The organism is Neoactinobaculum massilliense (assembly GCF_900604955.1).
Classification (GTDB): domain Bacteria; phylum Actinomycetota; class Actinomycetes; order Actinomycetales; family Actinomycetaceae; genus Neoactinobaculum; species Neoactinobaculum massilliense.
In genome coordinates this window covers 41462-66283 of the sequence record NZ_UWPE01000002.1, presented here as the reverse complement: position 1 = coordinate 66283, position 24822 = coordinate 41462, and the positions used below count along the sequence as shown (strand labels likewise).

Annotated in this window: 23 protein-coding genes; 10 read left to right on the top strand and 13 right to left on the bottom strand. The window is 61.9% G+C overall.

What is annotated here, in order from left to right:
* Window positions 1-85: 85 nt before the first annotated feature.
* Entirely contained in the window at window positions 86-862 is a 777-nt protein-coding gene (locus EIH27_RS06680) for an acetoin reductase (protein WP_124040227.1), read from the top strand.
* Window positions 863-1569: 707 nt separating this feature from the next.
* The gene (locus tag EIH27_RS06675) at window positions 1570-3510 is read left to right on the top strand and encodes a DUF2075 domain-containing protein (RefSeq protein ID WP_164461633.1); all 1941 of its coding nucleotides are present in this window, start codon (window positions 1570-1572) and stop codon (window positions 3508-3510) included.
* Between the two features lie 81 nt (window positions 3511-3591).
* Here the strand turns inward: EIH27_RS06675 and EIH27_RS06670 are convergent, their stop codons facing one another.
* From EIH27_RS06670 to nadC, 4 genes are read right to left on the bottom strand one after another with little or no spacing between them, the layout of a single operon-like run.
* Entirely contained in the window at window positions 3592-3912 is a 321-nt protein-coding gene (locus EIH27_RS06670; RefSeq protein ID WP_124040225.1) for a nucleotide pyrophosphohydrolase, read from the bottom strand.
* A 22-nt stretch (window positions 3913-3934) separates the two neighbouring features.
* Complete coding sequence (locus EIH27_RS06665; RefSeq protein WP_124040224.1) at window positions 3935-5404, bottom strand: SLC13 family permease; 1470 nt, start codon at window positions 5402-5404, stop codon at window positions 3935-3937.
* Entirely contained in the window at window positions 5401-6024 is a 624-nt protein-coding gene (locus EIH27_RS06660; protein ID WP_124040223.1) for a transcription repressor NadR, read from the bottom strand. The genes EIH27_RS06665 and EIH27_RS06660 overlap by 4 nt, the downstream gene beginning before the upstream one ends.
* The gene (gene nadC, locus EIH27_RS06655; protein WP_124040222.1) at window positions 6021-6890 is read right to left on the bottom strand and encodes a carboxylating nicotinate-nucleotide diphosphorylase; all 870 of its coding nucleotides are present in this window, start codon (window positions 6888-6890) and stop codon (window positions 6021-6023) included. The genes EIH27_RS06660 and nadC overlap by 4 nt, the downstream gene beginning before the upstream one ends.
* Window positions 6891-7190: 300 nt before the next feature.
* Between nadC and EIH27_RS06650 the strand changes: the two genes are divergently transcribed.
* Window positions 7191-8003: an HAD-IIB family hydrolase gene (locus tag EIH27_RS06650; protein ID WP_124040221.1), complete on the top strand. Its 813-nt coding sequence runs from the start codon at window positions 7191-7193 to the stop codon at window positions 8001-8003.
* Window positions 8004-8006: 3 nt separating this feature from the next.
* On the opposite strand, the gene EIH27_RS06645 is transcribed toward EIH27_RS06650, so the two are convergent.
* From EIH27_RS06645 to EIH27_RS06620, 6 genes are all read right to left on the bottom strand, one after another.
* The gene (locus EIH27_RS06645; protein WP_124040220.1) at window positions 8007-8636 is read right to left on the bottom strand and encodes an NAD(P)-dependent oxidoreductase; all 630 of its coding nucleotides are present in this window, start codon (window positions 8634-8636) and stop codon (window positions 8007-8009) included.
* 183 nt (window positions 8637-8819) lie between these two features.
* Complete coding sequence (gene idi / locus EIH27_RS06640) at window positions 8820-9437, bottom strand: isopentenyl-diphosphate Delta-isomerase (RefSeq protein WP_206424911.1); 618 nt, start codon at window positions 9435-9437, stop codon at window positions 8820-8822.
* A 226-nt stretch (window positions 9438-9663) separates the two neighbouring features.
* Window positions 9664-11613, bottom strand: coding sequence for an MDR family MFS transporter (locus tag EIH27_RS06635; protein ID WP_124040218.1), 1950 nt, complete (start codon window positions 11611-11613; stop codon window positions 9664-9666).
* 283 nt (window positions 11614-11896) lie between these two features.
* Complete coding sequence (locus EIH27_RS06630) at window positions 11897-12730, bottom strand: amino acid ABC transporter ATP-binding protein (protein ID WP_124040217.1); 834 nt, start codon at window positions 12728-12730, stop codon at window positions 11897-11899.
* 72 nt (window positions 12731-12802) lie between these two features.
* Window positions 12803-13846, bottom strand: a complete 1044-nt coding sequence (locus EIH27_RS06625) for an amino acid ABC transporter permease (protein ID WP_124040216.1) — start codon at window positions 13844-13846, stop codon at window positions 12803-12805.
* Window positions 13847-14005: 159 nt separating this feature from the next.
* Window positions 14006-14899 (bottom strand): ABC transporter substrate-binding protein, encoded by an 894-nt coding sequence (locus EIH27_RS06620; protein WP_124040215.1) that lies wholly within the window; start codon window positions 14897-14899, stop codon window positions 14006-14008.
* Between the two features lie 471 nt (window positions 14900-15370).
* Between EIH27_RS06620 and EIH27_RS06615 the strand changes: the two genes are divergently transcribed.
* The gene (locus tag EIH27_RS06615) at window positions 15371-17377 is read left to right on the top strand and encodes an OPT family oligopeptide transporter (protein ID WP_241153015.1); all 2007 of its coding nucleotides are present in this window, start codon (window positions 15371-15373) and stop codon (window positions 17375-17377) included.
* Between the two features lie 129 nt (window positions 17378-17506).
* On the opposite strand, the gene EIH27_RS06610 is transcribed toward EIH27_RS06615, so the two are convergent.
* Window positions 17507-18172, bottom strand: a complete 666-nt coding sequence (locus tag EIH27_RS06610; protein ID WP_164461632.1) for a GNAT family N-acetyltransferase — start codon at window positions 18170-18172, stop codon at window positions 17507-17509.
* 197 nt (window positions 18173-18369) lie between these two features.
* Window positions 18370-18864, bottom strand: coding sequence for a GNAT family N-acetyltransferase (locus EIH27_RS06605; RefSeq protein ID WP_164461631.1), 495 nt, complete (start codon window positions 18862-18864; stop codon window positions 18370-18372).
* An 85-nt stretch (window positions 18865-18949) separates the two neighbouring features.
* On the opposite strand from EIH27_RS06605, the gene EIH27_RS06600 reads away from it, so the two are divergent.
* Window positions 18950-19561: a low molecular weight protein-tyrosine-phosphatase gene (locus EIH27_RS06600; protein ID WP_338133973.1), complete on the top strand. Its 612-nt coding sequence runs from the start codon at window positions 18950-18952 to the stop codon at window positions 19559-19561.
* A gap of 92 nt (window positions 19562-19653) precedes the next feature.
* Here EIH27_RS06600 and EIH27_RS06595 read toward each other — a convergent pair whose 3' ends face one another.
* A complete protein-coding gene (locus EIH27_RS06595) occupies window positions 19654-20097 on the bottom strand; it encodes a SprT-like domain-containing protein (protein WP_241153014.1) in 444 nt (147 codons plus the stop codon).
* Between the two features lie 125 nt (window positions 20098-20222).
* On the opposite strand from EIH27_RS06595, the gene EIH27_RS06590 reads away from it, so the two are divergent.
* From EIH27_RS06590 to nagB, 5 genes are all read left to right on the top strand, one after another.
* On the top strand, window positions 20223-21365 hold the full coding sequence (locus EIH27_RS06590) for an NAD(P)-binding domain-containing protein (protein WP_124040210.1): 1143 nt from the start codon (window positions 20223-20225) through the stop codon (window positions 21363-21365).
* 50 nt (window positions 21366-21415) lie between these two features.
* The gene (locus EIH27_RS06585) at window positions 21416-22102 is read left to right on the top strand and encodes a hypothetical protein (protein WP_124040209.1); all 687 of its coding nucleotides are present in this window, start codon (window positions 21416-21418) and stop codon (window positions 22100-22102) included.
* 70 nt (window positions 22103-22172) lie between these two features.
* Complete coding sequence (locus tag EIH27_RS06580; protein ID WP_124040208.1) at window positions 22173-23174, top strand: ROK family protein; 1002 nt, start codon at window positions 22173-22175, stop codon at window positions 23172-23174.
* Between the two features lie 2 nt (window positions 23175-23176).
* Entirely contained in the window at window positions 23177-23845 is a 669-nt protein-coding gene (locus EIH27_RS06575; RefSeq protein ID WP_124040207.1) for an N-acetylmannosamine-6-phosphate 2-epimerase, read from the top strand.
* 106 nt (window positions 23846-23951) lie between these two features.
* The gene (nagB, locus tag EIH27_RS06570) at window positions 23952-24719 is read left to right on the top strand and encodes a glucosamine-6-phosphate deaminase (protein WP_124040206.1); all 768 of its coding nucleotides are present in this window, start codon (window positions 23952-23954) and stop codon (window positions 24717-24719) included.
* The last annotated feature ends 103 nt before the right edge of the window (window positions 24720-24822 follow it).

Genomic DNA, 24822 nt, shown 5'->3' with positions numbered 1-24822 from the left:
AGGGACGTTCGGGGCAGGTCCGTGACATGGTGTCAGTAAAATTGAATATGGGAGTTTCCCGACACTGTTACGAGAAGAGGTTCTTATGGCAAACGGCAAGGTTGCAGTTGTCACCGGCTCGGCAGGTGGACTTGGTAAGGGGATTGCCGTCCGGCTCGCTAAAGATGGTTTCAAGGTTGTTCTTCACGATGTCGTGGAGGATCGCTTGAACGAAACGAAGAAGGAGTTCGACGCCGCCGGATACGAAACGATCGCGGTGGTCGGCGACGTGTCCAGCCGCGAGAGCCAGTTCAACACGGCAAAGAAGGCCGTGGAGGCCTTCGGCCGGATCGACGTGTGGGTCAACAACGCGGGCGTGGAGTCCGTCGGCACGTTTGAAAGCATCCGCGAGGACGAATTCGATCGCCTGTTTAACATCAACGTCAAGGGTCTCGTGTGGGGTACGCAGGCGGCAGCGGACCAGATGAAAAAGCAGGATTCGATTGGCAAGATCATCAACGCCTGCTCGATTGCTGGTCACGAGTCCTACGAGATGCTCAGCCTGTACTCGGCCACGAAGCATGCGGTGCGTTCGTTCACGCATTCGACGGCCAAGGAGCTCGCTAAGTACAACATTCGCGTGAATGCGTACTGTCCGGGCGTGGCGGACACCCCGATGTGGGAGCGTATCGACGCCGCCTTCGTTGAGCACAAGGGCTACAAGCCGAAGCAGGCGTGGGAGGAATTCACGGCTGGTATTTTGGCGGGCCGCCCGCAGCAGCCTGAGGACGTGGCCGCTCTCGTGTCTTTCCTGGCGTCCGAGGATTCTGACTACATTACGGGTCAGACGATCCTCACCGACGGTGGCATGGTGTTCCGCTGATAGGCACCCGCTCGCGGCTTCCGAAAGGCGCTGCGGGTGGTAAGGAATGCTGACGAGTGGCCGGGGATCTCCCCGGTCATTCTTTTGTGCCCGGTTGAGCTACACGTGCTTCTCGCGTCGCAACTATTGTTTTGCGGGCGGGTTGTGAATAGGTGGCTTTTGCACGGGGAAGCTCAACTTCGCCTGGAGGTCGATTCCACATCGTCTGACAGCTGCGTACATCCTCGATTTTACTCTGTCGGGTCGAGGTAGCCGAGTCGCGAGTGTGGGAGGATCTAACGGACCTACTGTGTGCGGGCTGGTCCGGTGGAATAGTCGAGCGATTCATGGATCCGTGCAATAGGAAGCATGCTTGGGGACCGAGGCGCCAATTCATCCACGGCATTCGGAAATACTCAATGTCTCCAGGCCAGGCATCCGCGTTTTGATGCTCGTTCACTGGCATCCAATCTTTTGTGAGTTTTTCGACCCCCGTGTGCGACGCCGCCTTGGTATGGCGTCAGTGCGCGTAGTAATAAGGGGAAGTCCTGAGGACGTGGGTGATCGCGAGGCGTATGTGCGCATTGGCGGGGTAGGAGCCGGCAGCCGTCCGCTGGCTGGATGTGTTAGTAATGCGTGGGCTGGGGACCGCATAATGGGTAAAAGTGTGGACGGGAGCAGAAATGACACGAGGCACATCGCGAATTCCTAGGTCGCAAATTGTGGAGGTGCCCTTCGATAAGGATGGGCTTATTGGGCTTATTGGGCTTATTGGGCTTAGGGAAAAGCAGCGGGAACCTCGCGAAGGCCGGCGAAAGTACATATTCGACTACCCGACCGTTTATGTGATTGCAAGGGAAGATGATGGTGGTTTTAACAGGGGCGCGAACCATCGGAGGTCACCGAAATATTCTGTGTATGTAGGAGAGACCAGCGATATTTATTCCCGTACTAAGCAGCATCTTAAAAACGATCCCAAGTCACCAAACAAGGAATACTGGCGTGCCTTCCTAGAGGCAGCGGATACAAAGATGCATGTGATCGCCAATCCGCACTTCAACAAGTCGTTAACCCTGGACATAGAAAATAGGCTGATCCTCTATCTGTTTGCGGATGATGCCGTAGCCAGCCTCAACAACCGTAGGCTAAATCCGCAGGGAAACTACTACACGCGAGATGAGCTTGATGAGATTTTCGCGAAAATCTGGCAGAAGCTGGGTTCGCTTAATCCGAAGTTGTTTCCGTCTGAGCAGCTAATCCGTGATTCGGCCCTATTCAAGGCGTCGCCATTTCACAAGCTTACGGAAGAACAGCTGGACGCCCGACAACGGATACTCGAGAGTATTCAAGAGGCGCTTGAGTCGGATGAATCGGGGCATTTAATCCTTGTTAAGGGAGAAGCTGGAAGTGGAAAAACTGTTCTCCTGAGTACGCTGTTCCTTGATCTCTTGCAGATGGGGGCGGATGGCAGCAGGAAGGCTAAGGATGATGAGGAATCTGCTCAAGACCTACCTGCGGAATCAGACGATGCGTCGCTAGACGCCCACATTCTTGTGAATCAGAACGATCAATTGAAAGTGTATCAGGGGGTTATTAGGAAACTCGGGTTGCTGAAGCGTGGTGAGTGTCGCGTATGGAAGCCGACGCCTTTCATTAAGAAGCATGCAGAGAATAGCAAAGTGGATGTAGTACTGGTTGACGAGGCTCACTTGCTACTCACCACCGGCAAGCAGTCGTATCAAGGAAACAATCAGTGGCTTGATTTACTTAAGCGAGCACGTGTTGTAGTAGCTGTGTATGACGAGAATCAGACTAGGGACTATAACCAAGTGGTTGAGCCTCGTATCCGCAGAGAAGTCGATTCTTACATTGGGTCGCATAAGACTACGATTCTTCTCAAGAATCAGATGCGAATGGATGCTGAGGAGCCCACAATCTCGTGGGTTCATGATTTTGTCAATCAACGCGTCGTGAAACAAGTTCCAACTGATCGTCGCTATGACCTCCGAATTTTCTCCTCGGTGCGTGAGATGTATGCCGCGATTAAAAGAAAGAACAATTTGGGCGCTAAGGCGCGCAAGAATGATGAGAATTGGAATTCCCTGGGAGATATTGAATCTGCGAGTGACATCAATAGAGGATTGTCTCGACTTCTTGCGACCTACGACTGGAAGTACTCGGGTAAGAGCGCAAACAGTAATGATCCTGAGGGCATCTGGTTTGTGAATGCGGATGGTCTGAAATTGCCGTGGAATGGGGAGAATCTCCGGCAACGCCCCGGTAGCATTGCTTCTGGTAACAGAACCGACCTTCGTGTTATCAAGAACTTGCCGTGGGCAGAACAGCCGCAAACGATCAACGAGGTTGGATCAACCAATACCATCCAGGGCTTTGATCTAAACTACGCCGGAGTCATTTTGGGCCCCTCCATCACATACCGTGATGGGCATGTGGTGATTGACGAGAGTAAGTCGCAGAACCATTGGGCTACGAACAGACGTAAGCACGAGGATGGTAACAAGGTCTCTCACGCCGAGGAATTGTTGGAGAACGATCTGAACGTGCTGTTGACCCGAGGGGTTCATGGCCTATACATCTATGCCGTGGATCCGGCCCTCCGTGACGTTCTTCTGAAGGCGGACCGTAGAGGGACGGGCTCGTCGAATTGATTGATCGCACGTAGGCCATGTTTTACCGTGATCAAACGTTGAGGCTGGTGCGCCTAATGTGTGTATTCGGCTCGGAGCTCGCTAGAGTTTCGTATATTTTGTCGCCGTTCCCCGCGCTTTTTCGACCGGATACTTTTTTCGCGTGACCTCAAGCTTCTCCCGTATGATTGCTTCGGGGTCAACTTTTAACTTGGCTGCGAGAGTGTAGGCGTAGGTGAGCACATCAGCCAGTTCTTCAATCACTTCGTGAGCGTCAAAGGTATCTGACCACTGGAAGCACTCGAGTAGTTCTCCTGCTTCGATAGAAATTGATTTTGCCAGATTCGCTTCGGAGTGGAACTGATCCCACTCTCGCTCGTCATAGAAATCATTGAGATCGTGCATCACGTCATCGAAACTCATGGTGTCAGCATACGGCCTACCCCTACCCAACCACGGTCAGGATCAGCACGCTCACCAGCGCGAGGGCGAAGGTGACCGGCAGGCCGGCGAAAATCTGCTTATTGAACATGTCGAGGCGCCGCTCGGCCGGGAAGCTCACCTGCATGAGCGAGCCGGCGCTGGAGAACGGTGAAATGTTGGTGGAGAGCGAGCCAGCCGCCACGGCCGTAAACAGCAGCGCCGGGTTGAGCGCCGGATTCGCTGCACACAGTGCACCGACCACCGGGAACAGTGTGGGTGTCACCACCGAGAGTGTGGAACTGAAGAAACTCATGATTCCCGCAACAAGACAGAACGCCACCGGCAGCCAAAAGTCCGGAATTGCGCCGCCCAGAAAACCGGAGAGGGTATCCACCAGCCCCGCCTTCGTGGCCACATCAATGAGCATGCCCATGCCGCAAATCATGATGATCGTGTTCCATGGGACCCGGGCGATCACCTCCTTCTGCTCGCCCAGCCCCATAAGCAGCGCCACCACGGACATGAGCACACAGATCAGCCCAATATTGATATTCGCGTTCACCGCCTCGATGACGGACACCCTGGGCAGCCACAGCGCTAGGAGCGGGAAAATCAGCACCAGGACGAACGTGAGCGCGATGAGCCCAAGGGTTTGTTTTTGCTTCCGCGTGAGCGGCGCCGGCGGTGCGGTGCTCACCCGGTCCGGTTGTGAAGCGCTCGCGCGGCCGCGTGTGAGTACGACGCCGTTCGCTCCCGCCGGTTCGGTTGGGGTGCTACTCGGCCCCGCAGCTAGGAGAGCTTGTGCGCGCGTGGATGCGGCGTCGTACAGAGGTGCGAAAGAAGCGGAACCCGCGGTACCGTGCTGAACGGTCAAGCGCCGGGACCGCAGATGCTCCCACACCCACAGGAAACACAGCGCAAGCAGCGGATAAATGAGGGTGAACAGGAAAATCGGGATGCCGAGGGAGAATTCGCGTCCGGCAAACCCAGAGGTGGCGATGAGGCGCTGGAACACCACGCCGTCGCCGGAGGTCATGAGATTCGCGCCCGCGCATGCACCCCAGTTCGCCGCCTGTGCGCCGATGAGGATGTTCTTGCCCATTTTCTGCGTGACGCGCACGGCAATCGGGCAGAACGCGGCCATCGTGGTGAAGAACCCGGCGCCGGTGCCCGCCAGGATCACGGCGATGAGGAAAAGCACGATGTAGATGGCGTTCGGGAAGCGACGGAAGCGGTAGAGCAGGATGTTTGCCAGCGCATCCATGGTGCCGTTGACCACCGCGAAGTTGTAGAACAGGCCCACGGCGAAGATGACGAAAAACAGGGAAACGGGCCAGGAGGCGATTACGTCTGCCGGCTTGATCCCCATGACGAAGGCGCCGATAAGGTAGGCGAAGCTCATCGCGATGAGGCCCACGTTAAGTTTGAGCGCATACCCCAGGCCGATCGAGACCACGATGGCCGCGGCCACCAGAATTTCTGCGGCATTCATTTGTGGGATTCTCCCTCGGGGTGGTGCGGCGGGAGGTCTGCGTGGAGTGGGTACACCTCGCCACGCAGGGCGTCGGGTTCAAATTCGCGCAGCGGCGCCAGGAATCCCAGCTCGCGCAGCCGCTGTTCAATGGCGGCGAGGGCCGGTTCGGTACCGGCGCTCACCGTGTGGTAGTGGTAGCCGCCCGTCGCGAGCATGAGTGGCTTCGAGGCGCCGGTGGCCAGCGCCGCCACCAGCGCGTCCGCGTCCCGCCGGCTCGCCACATTCATTTCTGCCCGCACCGTACCGTAGGCGCGGTGGTAAATAAATACGTCCTCGACGACGCCGCCGTTGTCCACCACCGCGTACAGTTCGTCCCGGATTTGTTCCGAGGTGTGGTGGCACTTGAACACCTGCACAGCCGCGAGGCGCGGCTTGGACGTGGGCGCGAGGAGATAGCCGCGATTGGTTGATAGAACCTCATGACCGGCGGCGCGCAGTAGCGCCACGTCCTGCACAATCACCTGGCGCGAAACCCCGCACTGCGCAGCCAACCGTGTGGCGGACATCGGCGTGGAGGCGCGCTTGAGCGTATGGAGAATAACCGCGCGCCGCTCCCGGCCGCCATGCGTGGCACTCATTCTTCGGCCTCGTGTTCCACCGGCGCCACTTTGAGCGAGAGGTCAAGGATGCCCGCCGAATGCGTGAGCGCGCCGGAGGAGATGTAGTCAATTTTGAGTCCGCGTAGCGCCGCAACGGAAGCGGCGGTGACATTGCCGGATACCTCGATTTCTGCGCGCCCCGCGATCTCAGCGATGGCCGCCTCGAGCGTGGAGCGGTCCATGTTGTCCAGCATGATGATGTCCGCGCCGGCCGCAACGGCCTCGCGCACCTGCGCAAGTGTTTCCGTTTCCACCTCGATTTTGCGCACGAATGGCGCGTAGGCCCGGGCGGCCTGAATGGCGGCGGTGATGCCGCCGGCAGCGGCGATGTGATTGTCCTTGAGGAGTACGCCGTCCGAAAGGTTATAGCGATGATTCCCCGCCCCGCCCACGCGCACCGCGTACTTATCAAACACCCGCTGATTCGGCGTGGTTTTGCGGGTATCCACCAGCCGGATACCCGTGCCGGCAAGCGTTTCCACCATCGCGTGGGCCAGCGTGGCCGTGCCGCTCATGCGCTGCAGAAAATTCAGGGCCGTGCGCTCCCCGGACAGGATGACGCGTAAATCTCCGCTCACCGTGGCGAGCGTGTCCCCAGGTGCCACCACGTCGGCGTCGTCCACAAAGAACGTCACACGTGTGGCGGGGTCCAGGAGCTGGAACGTACGCTCAAACACCTGGAGGCCGGCGACGACGCCGCGCTGTTTGGCGAGCAGCGTGGCCGTGCCGGGTTGCGCGGTGGGGAGGACGGCATTGGTGGAGACGTCGCCACCGTTGATGTCCTCGCGGAGGGCCGCGAGAATGCGCGGCTCCATATCCAGCTTGAGTGTGGCGGGATCGATCATGCTGCCTCCTTGTAGTGCGGCCGCCGTCCGCGTCCTTGCGGTGGGACCGGCGTCAGGGTGAGCGTACAACGTGTCAAGATAGGTGACAAGACACTTGGGTGGAGGTGGCGGCCCCTGCTTGCTGAACCTAGCACGCCCACCGGCGGCCCGCTTTACCACCGGTAGCAGCCCGCCCCACCGCTGACAGAAGCCCGGTATGCCACCGCCGGCAGAAGCCGGTATTATCGCCAGCCAACGTAGTAGCGCCCCGCGTTGACACGCTCACTCACGGCCCACCCGCATGCCCCTAAAATTGCGCGGGTGACCATTCGACTGATTATGAGCGACCTGGACGGCACGCTGCTCCGCGACGACAAGACGGTTTCAGCACGAACGCGTACCACGCTACAGGCGGCGCGGGCGGCCGGCGTGCGCGTAGGCATAGCGACGGCGCGGCCGGCACGGTTGGCGCTCGCGGCCGTGGGACACCTGCGGGACGTACTGGACGTCATGGTGGTATCCAATGGGGCGGTGGTGTTGGACGCGGCCACGGGTGCTGCGCTCCACGAGGATCTACTGGATCCGGCGGAGGCCACCCGGGTCATTAGCTCGCTTCGTGGCGTGTTCCCGGACGCCGGTTTCGGTTGGGAACTCGGTGATCACTTCGAGGGTGATGCCGCATTCAATGAGATTGCGCAGGATCCACGCGTACTGCGCGACACGGACATGGGCGCCGCCCGCGAATTCCCCGCCGACGGCGTCCACCAGCTAGTGCTGGCGCGCCACAATACGAATCCGCTGGGTTTGGTGGCACCGGTGGCAGACGTGCTGGGCCCGGACTATGCGGTGTCCGAATCCGGCGGTGGGGTGGTGGAGATTTCGCCCGCCACCTCCACAAAGGCCGCCGCCGTCACGTGGTACGCGGAGTCCTTCGGTGCCAGCCAGGCCAACGTGCTGGCGTTCGGGGACGGCCTCAATGATGTGCCGATGATCCGCGCGGCCGGCATCGGTGTGGCGATGGCCAGCGCGTCCGCCGCAATTAAAGCGTCCGCGGATCGCATTGCCCCTACCAACATGGACGACGGCGTTGCGCGCACCATTGAGGAGCTGGTTCCCGGAGTACGTGGCGAGTAGGGGCTACTCCGCCGCGAGGATGCCCACGATCTCGCCGGGGTGCGATCCGCTGGAGGCGATGTCATTGACCGCCTTTGCGAAATCCGCGCCGGAGATGGACTCCGGCTGATCCTTGGCGACGTCGTTCGAAATCACGTAGCGACCGGTGGCCGGCAGTGCGGGAGCCATGGCGCCATACGTGACCGGCGGCGCAACGATGGTGTACTGCACGCCCGAGGTAGCCAGCAGCATCCGGACGTTCTCCAGCGCCTCGTAAGCCCAGGGCGCATCCATGTTCTGCTCGCGGGCCAAATCCGCGAGATAGTTGCCGTCCGCATCCTTGAGGCTCATGTGGCCGGCCACCAGGATGAACCGCGTGTCACTGCCCTGGATGGTGTCCGCAACATGCTGGTACACGGCGGTCAGCTTTCCGCGCATGCCACCCAGGATGGACAGCGCACCGACGACGACGTCTGCTCCCGCGATTGCCCGGTCCAGAACCGCGGTGTCCTCGACGGAACCGACGATGGTGGTGGCGCCCGAGATGCCCGCGTCGTGGCGGGCAACACCCTGGACTTCCCAGCCGCGGCTGAGCGCGTCCATCGCGATGGCGCTGCCGGTGAAGCCGGTGATACCAAGAATTGCAATCTTCATACGTTCTCCTCTGCTATGCCGCGGGTGCGGGCTCTGGGCATACGGGCCGGTACCATGTCCGGTACGGTTCGCATGCGGCAATCTGAACGTATGGGAAGCCCGTTCACATTCCGGATGTGTGATTGAAACGCTGTTGGTGAAATATTTGCGCGTGGGACGCGGTAAATGCCGCGGTGAGGGGCTTTAGATGCCGGGGACGGCGAGGGCGCTCGGCGCGGCCTCCGGATCAACATCCGCGGTATCGGCCCACGGGTCATCGCCCAGTTCTCCGATTTCCATGACGGCCCACGGGCTGATGAGCGCCGGCGCGGTGGCCGCAATGCGCTGTAGATCCGCCCATTCCACCCACGCCACTTCGGCCACCTCATCCGGGTTGATGAGAATACGGTCCGGGTTTACCTCGCCCACGAATACCGGGCAGAACTCGTTTTCCACCACGCCGGAGGCGTCCACGGCCCGGTAGCGGAAGCGCGGTAGCTTCAGAACTAGATTCTCCGGGGTGGCACCAATTTCCTCCGGCACGCGGCGCAGCGCCGCATCCCGTGCCGTTTCGCCGGGGCGCAGGTGACCGCACGCCGTATTTGTCCACACGCCGGGCCAGGTTTTTTTGCTCAGTGCCCGGCGGGTGAGGAGCACCTTGCCGTCCGGGCGGCGCAGATAGGTGGAGTAGGCCAGGTGAATAGGCGTGGTGGCCGTGTGTACCTCAAGCCGCGGGGCCGTGCCCACGGGGCGGCCGGAGGTATCAGCAAGCACCACCACGTCCGCGGCGGATCCAGTATCCAGGTCAAAGCGCGCTGTCATGCATTCCATCCTACGTCCCCTCACGTGTTCCCCAGACCGCCTGCGTTTGCGCTGCCATCGCATGCTGTTCTGCGTGTGAGCTGTCCTGCGTGTGAGGGGCCAGGTGAGGGTGATAGTGAGCGAGCAGGTGAAGCATGCTGCCCTAAGCGGGTGCGGCTAGACGGGAGCGAGGCGCGAGACCGGCTGGTCAGGTATCTGGCTTGCGGTCAGGCCTCGCTCCCGCGGTCTAGGCGTCCGCCCCGCGGGTATCCGAATCTTCCTCGGCCGAGGCGTGCTCGGCCACGCTCAGCACGTACTTGAGCAGGTCGGAACGGTTGAGCACGGCGCTGAGATGGCCTTCGGGATCCACCAGATACAGCTTCTTCAGCCGATTACTTCCCAGTACCCGGGACGCGCGCTCCAGCGAGGTATCCTCCGGCAGCGTGGTGATGGAATTCGAACCGAGTTCCCGCACGGTCATGTGCATAACCGTGCGCAGCTTGTCGCGGAAGTCCACGCGCTCCAACCCGCTGCTCGCAATGGCATTCACCGGATCGTAGAACGTTTGGTTGCGATCCCCGAGTGCGCGTACCACGTGGCCTTCGGAAATGACGCCGATCGGCTTGCCCTCCTTGGACAGGATGGGCATGGAGGACACGTGGTGGGCGGCGAGGGCGCGGACGGCCTCGGCAACGGATGCGTCTGCCGGCACCGAGAAAACATCGTGCTTGAGGGCCTCATCCGGGATCGGGGTGGCCTGTACGGGCTCTTCGTCGGCACGCGCCGCCTTGGCCTCTTTGGCCGTCAGCTTGGTGGCCGGGGCGCCGTCGCGGACAAAGAGCAGGGCCAGAATTACCGTGGCTACCGCGAAAATGGTGGCCACCACGAAGGCGATCTGGACGCCGCGAATGGAGGCGTGCGTGGCATCCATGGTGGTCTGGTGTGATGCCACCGAGCCCATGACGGAGACCAGGATGGCGGTGCCGAAGGAGCCGGCCACCATGCGCAGCGTATTGGACACCGAATTGCCGTGGTTGATGACGCGATTATCCAGCGAATTAATGCCCCACGTGTTAATCGGCATGTTGATGAGCGTGAGGCCGAACATGCGCACCATATAGATGAACGTGATCCACGTGGTGGAGGTGGAATCGTTCAAGAATATGAGGGCGCCGGTGCCGATGGCGAGTAGCGCGGTGCCCAGGAGCACCATGTGACGGGCGCCGTGACGGTCAAAGTAACGTCCGGTGAACGGACCCATGAGGCCGGTAAGAATGGCGCCCGGAAGAATAATGAGGCCGGACGTGGTGGCGGAGAGCCCGCGCATGCTCTGAATATAAATCGGAAGGAGCACCACGGCACCCATGAGGGCTGCCTGCACCAGCATGCCAATGATGACGGAGATGTTGAAGTTGCGCACCTTGAGCACGCGCACCTGCAGCAGCGGCGTTTCCAGGTGGAGCTGACGGATGACGAACCAGACGATGCTGGCCAGGCCCACCACGGTGATGACGATGTCCCACCACTTGACGGCACCGGACGAGAGCATTGAGAAGCCGTACAGCAGGCCGCCGAAGCCCACCGTGGACAGCACAACGGAGAGCACATCCAGCTTGGGGTCCTCGCGCTGACCCGCCGTTTTTGTGGTGACCCAGCCGGCACCCAGCAGGAGGATGATGGCCAGGATGGTGACCACCCAGAACATGATGTGGAAGTCTGAGGCGTCAATGACCATGCCGCCAACGGTGGGGCCAATGGCCGGTGCGAAGGCAATGACAATGCCGAAGAAGCCCATGGCCGTGCCGCGCTGCTCCACCGGGAAGGTGAGCATCATGACGGTCATGACCAGCGGCATGATGATGCCGGCGCCAATCGCCTGCACCACACGGCCGGCAAGAAGGGTAGAGAACGTGGGGGACCAGGCAGCGAGCAGGCTCCCCACCACGAAGGCGCCCATGGAAAATACGTAGAGCCCACGGGTGGAGAAGCGATCCGAGAGGTAGGCCGCGATTGGGATCATGATGGCATTCACCAGGGTGAAGGCGGTGATGAGCCACTGGGCGGTGGCCGCGGATACACTCATGGTCCGCATAACGGACGGAATAGCCGGGTTGACGATGGTCTGGTTGAGGACAACCACGAAGGAAGCCAGCACCATCACTGCAACCATCAGCTTTTGCTGCTTGGTCAGTTTCACAGATGTTCTTTCTCAAGAAGGATGGATTGAACCGGCGGTGGCTCGCGGCCCGCAAGTGGAGCGTGTGGCGAAAGCGCGTCATCGGGCCGGCCATCTTAGCGTAGCCCGGGCCGGCGCGCGAGGCCGTCATGTTCGCCACCGGCGCGGTGAGGGGGCGGCCACGGATTTTCAGGCGTAGTGTGCGTCGCGCACGTGAGGAGATAGGGAGACGACGCCGTACGGGGCGCTTAGGGATGCGCGGGCGTACGACGTCGTCGTGGAGAGTGGTATGAACTTGCGTGAGCTAGAGGACGGAGCCGATAAATTCGGCGGTGCGCTGCTGGGTGGGGTGCTCGAATAGCTGCGCGGGCGTGCCGGCTTCGACGATCTGGCCGTCCTCCATGAAGATCACCTGGTCGGAGACCTCGCGGGCGAAGCCCATCTCATGGGTGACCACCACCATCGTCATGCCCTCCTCGGCGAGATTCTGCATGACACCCAGTACTTCGCCGACCAGCTCGGGGTCCAGGGCGGAGGTGGGTTCGTCGAATAGCATGAGGTCCGGGTTCATCGCGAGGGCGCGAGCGATGGCCACGCGCTGCTGCTGGCCACCGGAAAGCTCGGCGGGGTAAAAGTCCGCGCGATCCGAGAGACCCACGCGTTCAAGGAGCTCCTTGCCCTGCGTGAGGGCCTCCTGCTTCGCGACGCCGTTCACGTGGACGGGCGCCTCAATGACGTTCTCCAGCGCGGTCATATGAGGGAACAGGTTGAAGCGCTGGAACACCATGCCGATGTGGGAACGCTGGACTGCCTCCTGCTTTTGGGTGAGGTCATGGAGTTGGCCGTTTTCTTCGCGGTACCCCATGAGTTCACCGTTCACATAAATACGTCCGGCCTGGATTGTTTCCAACAGGTTGATGCAGCGAAGCGTGGTGGACTTGCCGGAGCCGGAGGGCCCCAGAATGGTGGTGACGGTGCCCTGCGGCACGTCGAAGGACACGCCCTTGAGCACGTGCGTTTCGCCAAAGAATTTGTGGATATTTTGCACCGAGATTGCGGGCGCGGACGCGGTGGATACTGCGTTCGGTGTGGGCGCGGTGTTATTGGTGGCGCTAGTGGCGCCGGATGCTGCGGTCATGAGTTCTCCTAAAAGTAGTGGTGGGGCGCGTCGCCTACGACTAGCCTTCCGGGCCGTCCATAGGCAACGGTGCTAGCCGACGAAATCGCTGAGTCCCGGGTTGGTAGTGCCCGCTGCGTTAATGGCCGCCTGACGTGAAGCGAGCTGCTTGCGGGAGTTCTTCTTAGCTGCGTCAGCAGAAGCGTGGGTGCTTACCCCGCGCCCGTAGTACCGCTCAATGTAGTGCTGGCCAATGGTGAGGAGCGAAGAGATGAGGAGATACCAGATTGCTGCCACCAGGAGGAGTGGAATCGGTTGGAACATGGAGAAACCAACCGCATTGGTCACGTATGTCAGATCGAGCGTGAAAGGCACGGCCGATACCAGGGCCGTGGTCTTGAGCATGGAGATTGTTTCGTTACCGGTGGGAGGAATAATCACGCGCATGGCCTGCGGCATAATAATCCGCCGACGAATAAGCTTCGGCGGCATGCCCAGCGCCTTGGCCGCTTCCGTTTGGCCGGTATCTACGGAGTCGACGCCAGCCCGGAAAATCTCAGACAGGTAGGCACCCTCATTGAGTCCAAGTCCTAGTACCGCGAACAGGAACATGGTGTCCTGTAGATTCGGGAAGATGTCATAGGGGCGGAACTCGAAGAACGTAATATCTGTCCAGGGAATGCCTGCCGTGATGGTGGGCCACAGGATGCCCAGCATGCCCCAGAAAATCAGCTGTGTGTACACAGGGGTGCCACGGAAAATCCACACATATAGGGTGGCGCACCAGTGCAATACTGGATTTTCTGCCCGCCGGAAGGCCACGGTGACAAATGCGAACAGAATACCGAGCACCATGGACACCACGGTGAGTAGGAGCGTCCAGCCCACAGCTTCAAGCATCTGAGGGGCGAAGAGCCACTGCCACACCACATCCCAGCGCCAGGTTGTGTTGGTAACCAGCTGGTTAACGATCATTGCCGTGATGGCCAGGATGATGATGTCCACGATCACGCGGCCCCAGTGGCGCACGGGAACGGATTTGATGAGTGCGGGAGCCGAATTTGATGACTGGGTGGAGTTGGTGGCCGGAAGGCCGTGTGCGTCCGCTGTTGCGGACGTGGGCGTGTGTGAAGCCATAAATAGTCCTTTAACGATTGTGGGGAAGGAAAATAACGTGATGCCACTCCTGGTAGATCACGTGCGCGTCAATTGGCCGGAATTAGAGGGCGACGGTGACGGCGGCCGTCCATGTTCGGACTCGCCCGTGCTCAGTGCGGGCTGCGAAGATAGCCATCACTATTTCTCCGGAAGAATCGTGGCTTCGGTGGCAACGCCCTGGGTAACACCCCAGGTGGCGAAAATTCGGTCTAGATCGCCGTTGTCAATGAGGGTTTGAAGAGCGGCGGCAACGGCTTCGGAGAGTTGGCGATCATCCTTAGTAAGCGCAATGCCGGAGCCCGCATATGTTGTAATATCGCCCACCTGTTCCAGTTCGCCGCCCGTTTCCTTGACCGCATAGGCGCCTACAACAGAATCGGTGAGCATGGCATCGAGCTGGCCAGCATTTACGGCGACGGCTACCTGGTTTTCGGAACTGAATTCCTGCAGCTGGACGGGATTATCGTCGCACTTTTTAGCTTCAGCTTTGATCGTGTCGTCCTCAACGGTGCCGGTGAGAACTCCCACGCGGCGGCCACAAATATGGCTGGGATCAAAGTTACTGGGATTACCAGCCTGAACCGTCCAAGCTGAGCCCGCAGCGACATATTGGATCATGTCCACCTGCTTGAGTCGCTCCGGAGTGACGGTGAATGCGGCAATTCCAATTTCGTACTTCGTGCCAATGCCGGGGATAATCTGGTCAAAATCCGCGTTCTGAATATCGGCCTTGAGGCCCATTACTTTGGCAAGGGCATTGGCAAGATCAATGTCGTAGCCCTGCGGTGTTTTCCCATCTAATGCGTAGAACTCGGCCGGGGCGTAAAAAATGTTGTCACCGACGGTGAGTATGCCATCTTTGGATACATGTTCCGGTACGAGGGCGGCAACCTTCGGATCCTTCTGAATATTAGACAGATCCGTTGCGATATACCCGGGCGGGTTGTCCGAACTCGCCGTGGCGGTGCTACACGCACTGAGCGTGAGGGTGAAGGCCGCAAGTGCGGCCATGGCTAGTTTGATGCGAGGCATCCGGTCCTCCTGAGCTGAAGTGACCGGCCCAAGAGATTTCGATGCGATCCGTGCCGCCGGATCTCATCGACCGTCTTAAGCCGCTGGTGGCTGTCCTTGCCGTCCCTGCCGGGTGGTGGGTGCGTCCGGGCGTCCCCGGCGATGCAAGGTGAGAGTTAATGTAGCGCGGTCCGCACGGTTTCCGGGAAGATTTTCAGTATGTGAGACACGCGGAACTTTTTTGCGTCGCCCACGGTGACTCGCGTCCGGGTAGATGTGCCGCTCCGTCTCCTAATCCGCGCAAAAGTGCGCTTTATACCGGCGTTTCACGTGAAACATGAGGTGGCGCGAAAGGGGCTGCGCGCTGCGGCGTCGTCGGAGGAAAAATGAGAAATGTGGGCCGAAAGCAAGAGGAAACACAGCAAGCGGGCGTACGGTATCCCGGTGCGCCTTACCCAACTAGTTAGGCGCTCAGCCAGTCAAGGAGGAAATGTGGCTGAAGCGAGAAGAAGCTCGGCGTCGCCGGTGAAGGAACTGACGATTCGCGGCATCATCATCGGCGGTGTCATCACGCTGGTGTTCACGGCAGCGAACGTATATCTGGGCCTCAAAGTGGGCCTCACGTTCGCCACGTCCATCCCCGCAGCCGTAATTTCGATGGCGATCCTGCGGTTCTTCAAGGACCACACGGTGCAGGAAAACAACATTGTGCAAACCATCGCCTCCGCGGCGGGCACACTCTCGGCCATCATCTTCGTGTTGCCAGGCCTGGTGATTGTGGGATGGTGGACCGGATTTGACTATTGGCCCACGGTGCTCGTGTGTGCGCTGGGCGGCCTGCTGGGTGTCATGTACTCGATTCCACTCCGCCGCGCGCTGGTGACGCACTCGGAGCTGGCCTATCCCGAGGGGGTGGCTGCGGCCGAGGTGCTCCGCGTGGGCGATTCGCATGGCGCTAACGAGGATAATGCGCGCGGACTCAAGGTGATCGGCGCCGGTGCCGGCACCTCCGCTGGATTCGCAATCCTCTCCTCAACCGGTGTGGCCTCCTCAAGCGTGTCCGCCTTCTTCCGTTTTGCGGGCGGTGCCACCACGGTGGGTTCCAGCCTCTCCCTGGCACTTATCGGTATCGGGCACCTGGTTGGCCCGGCCGTGGGTATCGCGATGATCGTGGGCCTCGTGCTCTCCTACTTCGTGTTCCTGCCTATCTGGACGCATGGCGAGATTGCGGCCACCACGGCGCTTTCCGACCTGGTGAACAACACGTTCTCCTCGGACATTCGTTTCATTGGCGCCGGCGTCATGGCCATTGCGGCCGTGTGGACCCTGGTGAAGATCATGGGCCCGATCTTCGGCGGCATGCGCGATTCTCTCCGCTCCAGCCGTAACCGGCAGGAGGGCCGTCAGGTGGCACTGGAGGAGCGCGACATCCCGTTCCCGGCGGTGGGCCTGGTGATTCTGCTGACCCTCATTCCCATCGGGTTGCTGCTCTGGATGTTTGTCCGCGATACCGCACTGGCATCGAGCACAGGCGGCATCATCGTGGCGGCCCTCGTGTTTGTGCTGCTGGCCGGCATGTTCATCGCCGCCGTGTGCGGTTACATGGCCGGGCTGATCGGCTCCTCGAATTCCCCAATTTCTGGCGTGGGTATCCTGGTGGCCCTCATCGCGGCCCTGCTCATTAAGGCCGTGTGGGGTGCGGCATCCGGCGATCAGGTGAACGCGCTCATCGCCTATACGCTGTTCACCTCCGCCGTGGTGTTCGGCATCGCCACCATTTCCAACGACAATCTTCAGGATCTCAAGACGGGCCAGCTGGTAGGCGCCACCCCGTGGAAGCAGCAGGTGGCACTCATTATCGGCGTGGCCTTCGGCTCCCTCATCATTCCGCCCATCATGGGCCTCATGGCCACCTCCTTCGGTTTCCAGGGTGCGCCGGGTGCGGGTTCGCAGGCCCTGGCCGCTCCGCAGGCTGCGCTCATTGCCGCCCTGGTGCAGGGCGTGTTCGGCGGTTCCCTCGACTGGAGCCTGCTTGGCACGGGCGCGCTGGTGGGCATTGGCGTCGTCATCGTGGACGAGATCCTCAAGGCCCGCACGCGCTTCTCGCTGCCGCCGCTGGCCGTGGGCATGGGTATGTACCTGCCCGTCACGCTGACGATCATGATTCCGATCGGTGCGTTCATTGGCTGGTTCTATGACCGCTGGGCCGCGCGGCGACGCCGCCCCGATTTCGCCAAGCGCCTGGGCGTTCTCCTCGCCACCGGCCTGATTGTGGGCGAATCGCTGTGGGGTGTGGTGTACGCCGGCATCGTGGGTGGCACCGGCTCCTCGGCCCCGCTCAACCTGGTGACCGAGACGTACTGTGGTGGGCCCGTCGTGGGCATCATCATCTTCGTACTGGCCGCGGTGAGTATGTACAGGATGATTACGCGCATGGGCCGTTCCGACGACGCCGCTGCGCCCGCTCAGGTCTCCGCTTCCGCGACTAGCGAGGAGTAGCAGTCTGTTTATGGAAAGAGGCCGGCTATGTGCCGGCCTCTTTCTGGTTTGGTGCCAGGCGCGGCATCAGCTGTGAACGTCCGCGCCCGGCCGTACTCGCGAGGTTCTGTGCCCGCGAGTACGGCGCCGCTAGAACTCCGTGGGTTCCTCGTCCGAGAGAAGCGTCGGACCGGAGGCGGTGGACGACGGGTTCGGCTCGAACGACGTAGCGGACTCGAGGGCAGCGTACGGCGTCGCGGGAACGGTACGAACGCTGAACTCCGCGGTGAGCGGGACAATTGCCTCCAGGGACGTAAGGCGCGCGGCCGGCACGCGACGCTCCATGAGATGAGCGTGGACATGCGGGGAATGATTCCCCGTGTGCGTGCGGCCGGTATCCACGAAGCCGTGCCGCTTATAGAAGCTGAGCAGGGCCGGAACGCAGTCGAGACGCACATAATCCACGCCGCGGCGCCGAGCCACATCATCCATGAGGCGGAGTAGCTTCGAGCCCATGGACTGGCCGGAATAGGCCGGATTCGTCATGAGCGTGTGCAGGTACACGGCGTTGCGATCCGCGCCCCAGATGGAGGGATCCGTGTCCAGAATGCGCACCACTGCGACAATATCCCCGAAGGGGGCGCGAAGCGCGAAGAACTCTCCGGCGTCCACCTGCGCGGCGATCTGAGAGGCCGTGAGTGAGCCGAGGGGCCACTGAGTGTTCCCCTGCATGGCCATATTGCCCTCGATCTCGCGACGAATCCGCACGATTTCGGGGGTATCTGGCCGCGTGCAAAGCGTCAGTTCTGAAATCATGGCGGTTAGTATGGCAAACGAATGGCCACCGTGAAAATCCCCCGTTGGCCACAATTCGGTCACAGTTTCGTGAACGGAAAATGGCGCGCGGGGCGGGGCGTGACACATGTGGTTATGGGGCCGCTGGAACGGACCATAAACCGGGCGGAAAACCGTCAACCGGCCGAAAACGGGTGCCGGCCGGCAACGGCGTCGAACTACACGTGCTTCTCGAGCAGGTAGAGCTGGAAGCCGCTGTACGGCGGGGCGGCCGGGCGCTCGTGGGCCGTACGTGAGTAGCCGCGGGCCTCATAGAACGGAATCATGTACGTGGCGCAGTCGAGGCGCACACGGTTTTCGCCGCGTTCGCGGGCCACCCCGTCCATGGCCGCAAGCATCGCCGTGCCGGCGCCGCGAGAGGTGTGGACGGGATCCGTCATGAGCGTGTGGAGATAGAGCGCCGGCTCGAAACCAATGCTGCCCCACAGCGGGTCCGCGTCCATGGCGCGGATGGCCGAAACAAGGGCGCCGGATTCATCGCGTAGGGCGTAGAACTCGCCGCTGGCGACGTAGCCCGCTACCTCCTGCTCCGGCATCGAGCCCACCGGCCACTGGTTGATATGTGCAGCGGCGAAGTGCTCCTCTACAGCTCGGCGCATGCGGAACAGGGCAGGAACGTCGGCGGCTGTGGCTCGCAGAAGGGTAAAAGTCATGCGGCAAGGATACGGGGTGCGGGTGAAGAGACAAGAGATGAGACGCGAGCGGCTTTCTTCCTGGGTGAACGGACGTGCAGCGCGTATGCTCGTCCACATGGGTATTCGGGAGGAACTGAAAGAAAGGCCGCAAATCCTCGTTGTGTGTACGGGGAATATTTGTCGGTCGCCAATGGGTGCCGCCGTTCTCCGGTCAAAATTCGCTTCTCGTGAAATCCCGCTTTCGGTGATCTCCGCCGGTGTGAGCAACGAGGAAGACGGGCATCCGGTGTATCCGCCCGCCGTACGTGTGCTCCACGAACACGGCTACGAGGTCGATGAGGCGCACCGCGCGCATCGTGTCTCCACGGCCGAGCTAGAGAATTCCGGGCTGATCCTGGCCATGACCACCGGGCATGCGCGCGCCGTCAAGCGCATTGCCGAAGCTGTGGGTGTGCCGGTGGAGCGTATTCATTTGTGGCGTGAGTTCGATGCCAGTGGGCTGGAGGTAGCCCCGGCGGGGGCGTTCGGGCCCGGCGGTGTGCTGAGCGACGATCATGTGCCGAGAGGGCGTCATTCTGCGCATAGCGACTTCTATTACTCCTCGGGTGACTGGGACGTGCCAGATCCGTGGGGCGGCACGAACGCGGACTTCGAGGCAACCATGGCGGTGGTGGAAAAGGGTGCCACCGGAATCGCGGACATGCTCGCTGAGTAGACGCGCGTCTCACTGTCCCGGTACCCGTAGGAGGCCAACGTAGCTGTCCGGTACTGTCCGGGACGACGCCGCCGTGGTGCGATGGGTCTCCGCTAGCGCAGTTGTTCCCAGCGGAAGGTAAATCGGGCATCGAAATGCGGTGAACAGCGGGCGCAGGATACCTCCTCCCTGCTGCGGCGATACCGATAAATAACATGTCCGCGCGGGCAGATGCCGCGCCATTTCGGATCTAGTACGGGTGCACTTCCCACCCGGGAGCGGGGCGTGGCCCCCAGCGCTGTGGCCACCTTTTTCCATTCGGTATCGTGCCCGTGCGTGGGCCCCACCAGTGCATGAGCCACCTCGTGGAGAATGGTGTCCCGGATCATCGCATCCGAGGCTTGCTGCATGAGCGGACGGGATAGTGAAATGCGGCGCCGCCGAAAATCTGTGAGGCCGGCGCGGCGCTTGGCACCATCAAAGGCAAAGTCCCAGTCGAGCAGGCCGAAGCGGTCCATGATGCCGCGCGCCAGAATCTCCACTTCCTCGATGTTCACGCCGGCAGTCTATGCGGGAGCAACGATGGGCCGCGCCGTGGCGGCTATCCGCCGACGCTCGTGGTGATAGTCCGTCCGTACGGCGCCGTCGTGAGTCCGAGACTGTGGGACCTTAGACTAGACGCATGAATCCGGAGCGAGTGGATATTGCTGTGATCGGCGCCGGCCAGTCGGGTTTGGCTATGGCACATGAACTGCTGCGGCGCGGATTTATACCCGCGATTGGGCCGGATGCCGGTGAGAGTGGCGCCATATTCGTGGTGCTGGACGCGAACCCGGCACCGGGTGGTGCCTGGCAACATCGCTGGCCCTCGCTCACCATGGCCACGGTGAACGGTATTGCCGCGCTTCCCGGGCTTGCCGCACCGCCGGCCACAAACACGGAGCGATCCTCCGTCTATGTACCGCGATACTTCGCAGAATTTGAACGTGTATTCCGCCTACCGATCCTGCGCCCGGTTACCGTCACCAGTGTTGCCTATGCTCCGAGCGATGATGACGGCGGCACGGCGGGGCCGGGCGATCCGGCGTCGTCGGATTTTGTGCTGGCCACCAGGAACGGAACCCTGCGGGCGCGCGTGGTGATCAACTGCACGGGCACCTGGAACGCACCGTTCATTCCGTCCTACCCGGGGCATTTTGCGGGGCGGCAGGTGCATTCGCGTGAATTCGGGGCCGTGGAACGCTATCGCGGGGAACGCGTGCTGGTGGTTGGCGGCGGAATTTCTGCGCTGGATCACCTCTCGGACCTGGACGGGGTGGCGGCCCATACCGATTGGGTGACACGTACGCCCCCGCGCTGGCAGGAACGCGCTTCCACCCGCGGCAGCCGCACGTTGACGCGGGAATGGGGACACGATGTGGAGGCTCGTGTCCGGGCCGACGTCGAGGCGGGCCGCCCGGTCAAGCCCGTGGTTGCGAATACCGGCCTTCCCGTTACGCCACGGATTCGCGAGATGCGTTCTCGCGGCCTGCTCAACCGCATGCCCATGTTTACTGCCCTCACCCCGCGCGGTGCGCGCTGGGCCGACGGCACCGAGCGCGATTACACGGTGATTGTATGGGCCACCGGTTTTCGCCCCGATTTCCGCCATTTGACGCCACTTCACATTCGTAACCACGGTGGCGGGGTCACCATGCGTGGCCAGCATGTAGCCGGCCACCCACGTCTCTTCATGGTGGGGTACGGGCCGAGCGCGTCCACGCTCGGGGCGCGGTGGGCGTCGCGAAAAGTGGGGGCGGAACTGGTGCACCGGCTCGACCTGTAGGGCGCTTTGTCGGCGGTGGCCGCTAGGGTAAGGGGGATAGGGAGGATGAGATGAGAGCACCCAAAACCCGTGTGGTAGCAGAGATTCGCAAGGAGGCGGGCGTACCGGCCACGCGGCCGATTGACGTGGCACGCCGGGTCGGCGCCGGGGCGGGCGTCGGCATTCTATTTGGTGTGCTTGTGGCGGTGCTCTCCATGCAGCGCGGTGCGCATTTGCCGTTGGCGTTGGTGGTGTGTCTCATTCTGCTGGCCGCGTGCCTGGTGCCGTGGAGTGTGCGGCCGCGCCGGCAGGCAGATCCGGTGCCGGTGGTGGTGCGCACGCTCGGCACCGATGAGCCGGTCGGGCCGCGGCTGACGGGACCGCGGCGGAGCCCCTCACTCCTGGTGCCGGTGGTGGCCAGGCCGCTGGACGGTAGCGGGGATTTCCGCACGGTCATTGCACTCAAAGGGGTGGATCGGGTCCGTCCGAAGGATCCGCCGGTTGGTTCGCTCTATGCGCTGCAGCAATCCGAGAAGGGGTTTGGTGAGATTGAGAACGTGCCCCGAATCAGCCAGGAGCAGCTTGATCTCATTGAGCACCTGCGGGCTCATCCGAAGGCTATGGCGAACAATCCATCCGTCCTGCCCATTCGGGTGGGAGCTATGGATAGGCGCGGCTGGGCGCAGCAGATGCAGTTCTGGCTTCCCGTACTCCTCGGTGGTCTGATGGCCCTTGGGGTGATATGGGTGGTTGGGTAGCGTGGTACGCTCATTGATGACAGACATCTGACAATGGAGTTGGGGTGCGTGATATGGGCAAGGCGCCCGAATGTACGGATCCCCCTGCGAGGGCCAAATGACCGCGGAGGTACAGGCGCAACCGGCGCATACGGTGATAACGCTGGACATCGGTGGCACAAAGATCGCCTCCGGTCTGGCGATGCAGCACGCGGACGGCACGTGGACCATCACGCGGCAAAGCTCGGTGCCTACGCCCGCTCTGGAGGGTGGCCCGGCCACGCTCGCCGCTCTCGTGGCTGAGGCCGGCGCGCGATATGCGGAAGCGCGGGCGGATGGCGCGCAGGTAGTTGGTGTTGGCGTATCCGCGGCGGGTGTGATTGATACCTCCCGCGGCGTGGTCACCTCCGCCACGGACACACTCCCCGGGTGGGCGGGCACGGATATTCGCGGGGCGCTGCAGGACGCGCTCGGTGTGCCGGCCTACATCCTCAACGATGTGCAGGCGCATGCGCTGGGAGAGGTGACACTCGGCGCCGGGGCGCCCTTCTCCTGCGCACTCATGGTGGCCGTTGGCACCGGCATCGGTGGCGCCGTGGTGATGAATCATCGCGTACTTCCGGGCCCCCGCGGACTCGCCGGCAACTTTGGCCACATGCACCACGAACTTGCCAACGGGTTCATGTGCTCCTGCGGGCGAACAGGGCATCTGGAGGCGGTTGCTTCCGGCTATGGGATCGCCGCGCTATATGGCGTTCGTGCGGGTGGCGTGCGGGTGCCGGGGGCAGCAGAGGTGGCCCAACTTGCGGCCATGGGCAACGCGGTGGCGCGTACCACCCTGGCGGACGCCGGGGCCGCTCTCGGGGAAATCCTGGGTGGGCTCACCAACGCATTTGACCCGGAGGCTGTGCTGGTGTCCGGGTCCGTAGCCAAGGCCGGCCCCGTGTGGTGGGACGGTGTACGCAGCGGATTCGCGCGGGAGCTCATGGATCCGGCGCGGGAGACGCCGCTTCTGACAGCAGCGCTGGGGGACGATGCCCCTCTACTAGGTGCCGCGGTGGGGCTCAGTAGCTATCTCAACGAAAGGAATTAGCAATGGATCCTCGAATTCTCGCCCTCAAGGGTGGGCTAGTGGTATCCGCACAGGCGTACCCGGGTGAGCCGCTTCGGCATCCGGAAACCATGGCGCAGATGGCTCGCGCCGCTGAAATCGGCGGTGCCGTAGGTATTCGGTGTCAGGGACTTTCGGACATCGCGGCCATTAAGGGCCGCGTCAAGGTGCCTGTCATCGGCATCTGGAAGGAAGGGGATGAGGGCGTTTACATCACCCCCACCCTGCACCACGCGCGCGCCTGCGCCATGGCCGGTGCGGATATCGTGGCATTGGACGCCACGGATCGGCCCCGCCCGGACGGCCGCACCTTCGCGGAAACGGTAGCGGCCCTCAAGGAGGACGGCACGCTGGTCATGGCCGATTGCGGTTCGGAAGCTGATGCGGACCGCGCCGCCGCTGCCGGCTGCGACATTGTCTCCACCACGCTGGCCGGATACACCGGGGAACGCGAAAAGACGGAAGGCCCGGACTTCGAGCTTCTCGAAGCCGTGGTCAAGGCTCACGGGGATATGCCCGTACTGTGCGAGGGGCGTATCCACACGCCCGAGCAACTGCACCACGTGATGGAACTGGGTGCCTGGGCGGCCGTTGTGGGTACCGCCATCACTCACCCCACGTCCGTCACCAGCTGGTTCGTTAACGCGCTATAGCGCGCACATACGCCGCACGCAGGCAATGCGGAGCGGCATGGGGCGCCGGGCTAGGGCCGCGGCGTCGAGCAATGGGCGCGGGAGGCGCCCCTAGGAAAGGAACATCATGAAGGTTGGTATTTTCGAAACATCGGAGGAGGCATCCCGCGTAGGTGCCGAGCAGATCATTAGCCTGCTGGAGAAGAAGCCGGGCGCCACGCTTGGTGTAGCCACGGGCTCCACGCCGGACGGGCTGTATGCCTACCTGCGTGCCGCCTACAAGGAAGGCCGCTTCACCCTGGCGGATTCCAAGGCGTTTGCACTTGACGAGTACGTGGGTATTGACCCGGATCACCCCGAGGCCTACCGCAACGTGCTGCGCCGCCAGCTGGTGGGCTTCACCGGCCTCACCGAAGAAAACCTCCACACGCCTAATGGCCAGGCGGCAGATCCCGATGCGGCTGCAGCTGAGTATGACCAGTCCATCAAGGACGCCGGTGGCGTTGATCTCCAGATCCTCGGCATTGGCGCGGACGGCCACGTGGGCTTCAACGAGCCCGGTATCTCCCTGGCATCCCGCACCCATCGGGACGCGCTGGCACCGCAAACCATCCGCGATAACGCCCGCTTCTTCGACGACAACGAGGCCAAGGTGCCCAGGGCCTGCCTCACTCAGGGCATTGGCACCATCATGGAGGCGCGTCAGCTGCTGCTGCTCGCCTTTGGAGAAAACAAGGCGGAGGCTGTCAAGCAGCTGGTGGAGGGTGCTATTTCCTCCCGCTGGCCGGCAACCATTCTGCAGGCTCATCCGAGCGTTACCGTACTCGTAGATGAGGCCGCGGCCTCCAAGCTGGAGCTCGTGGACCTCTACCGCGCGCGCTGGGACCTGGACTAGCGCGTAGCGGCGTCGTACAGCGGCGGTACGACGCCGCTACGGGACGGTATAACCTTTCCCGCCGGTTTCCCGGGGACGGCTGCGTTCGTCATGATAAAATGCG

Excerpts from the sequence above, each read along its gene's own strand:
- EIH27_RS06670 (WP_124040225.1), bottom strand. The coding sequence starts at position 3,912 with ATGAGTTTCGATGACGTGATGCACGATCTCAATGATTTCTATGACGAG.
- EIH27_RS06580 (WP_124040208.1), top strand. The coding sequence starts at position 22,173 with ATGTACGGATCCCCCTGCGAGGGCCAAATGACCGCGGAGGTACAGGCG.
- idi (WP_206424911.1), bottom strand. The coding sequence starts at position 9,437 with ATGACAGCGCGCTTTGACCTGGATACTGGATCCGCCGCGGACGTGGTG.
- EIH27_RS06645 (WP_124040220.1), bottom strand. The coding sequence starts at position 8,636 with ATGAAGATTGCAATTCTTGGTATCACCGGCTTCACCGGCAGCGCCATC.
- nagB (WP_124040206.1), top strand. The coding sequence starts at position 23,952 with ATGAAGGTTGGTATTTTCGAAACATCGGAGGAGGCATCCCGCGTAGGT.
- EIH27_RS06610 (WP_164461632.1), bottom strand. The coding sequence starts at position 18,172 with ATGATTTCAGAACTGACGCTTTGCACGCGGCCAGATACCCCCGAAATC.
- EIH27_RS06585 (WP_124040209.1), top strand. The coding sequence starts at position 21,416 with ATGAGAGCACCCAAAACCCGTGTGGTAGCAGAGATTCGCAAGGAGGCG.
- EIH27_RS06600 (WP_338133973.1), top strand. The coding sequence starts at position 18,950 with ATGCTCGTCCACATGGGTATTCGGGAGGAACTGAAAGAAAGGCCGCAA.
- EIH27_RS06630 (WP_124040217.1), bottom strand. The coding sequence starts at position 12,730 with ATGACCGCAGCATCCGGCGCCACTAGCGCCACCAATAACACCGCGCCC.
- EIH27_RS06625 (WP_124040216.1), bottom strand. The coding sequence starts at position 13,846 with ATGGCTTCACACACGCCCACGTCCGCAACAGCGGACGCACACGGCCTT.
- EIH27_RS06680 (WP_124040227.1), top strand. The coding sequence starts at position 86 with ATGGCAAACGGCAAGGTTGCAGTTGTCACCGGCTCGGCAGGTGGACTT.
- EIH27_RS06660 (WP_124040223.1), bottom strand. The coding sequence starts at position 6,024 with ATGAGTGCCACGCATGGCGGCCGGGAGCGGCGCGCGGTTATTCTCCAT.
- EIH27_RS06590 (WP_124040210.1), top strand. The coding sequence starts at position 20,223 with ATGAATCCGGAGCGAGTGGATATTGCTGTGATCGGCGCCGGCCAGTCG.
- EIH27_RS06620 (WP_124040215.1), bottom strand. The coding sequence starts at position 14,899 with ATGCCTCGCATCAAACTAGCCATGGCCGCACTTGCGGCCTTCACCCTC.
- EIH27_RS06605 (WP_164461631.1), bottom strand. The coding sequence starts at position 18,864 with ATGACTTTTACCCTTCTGCGAGCCACAGCCGCCGACGTTCCTGCCCTG.
- EIH27_RS06575 (WP_124040207.1), top strand. The coding sequence starts at position 23,177 with ATGGATCCTCGAATTCTCGCCCTCAAGGGTGGGCTAGTGGTATCCGCA.
- EIH27_RS06665 (WP_124040224.1), bottom strand. The coding sequence starts at position 5,404 with ATGAATGCCGCAGAAATTCTGGTGGCCGCGGCCATCGTGGTCTCGATC.
- nadC (WP_124040222.1), bottom strand. The coding sequence starts at position 6,890 with ATGATCGATCCCGCCACACTCAAGCTGGATATGGAGCCGCGCATTCTC.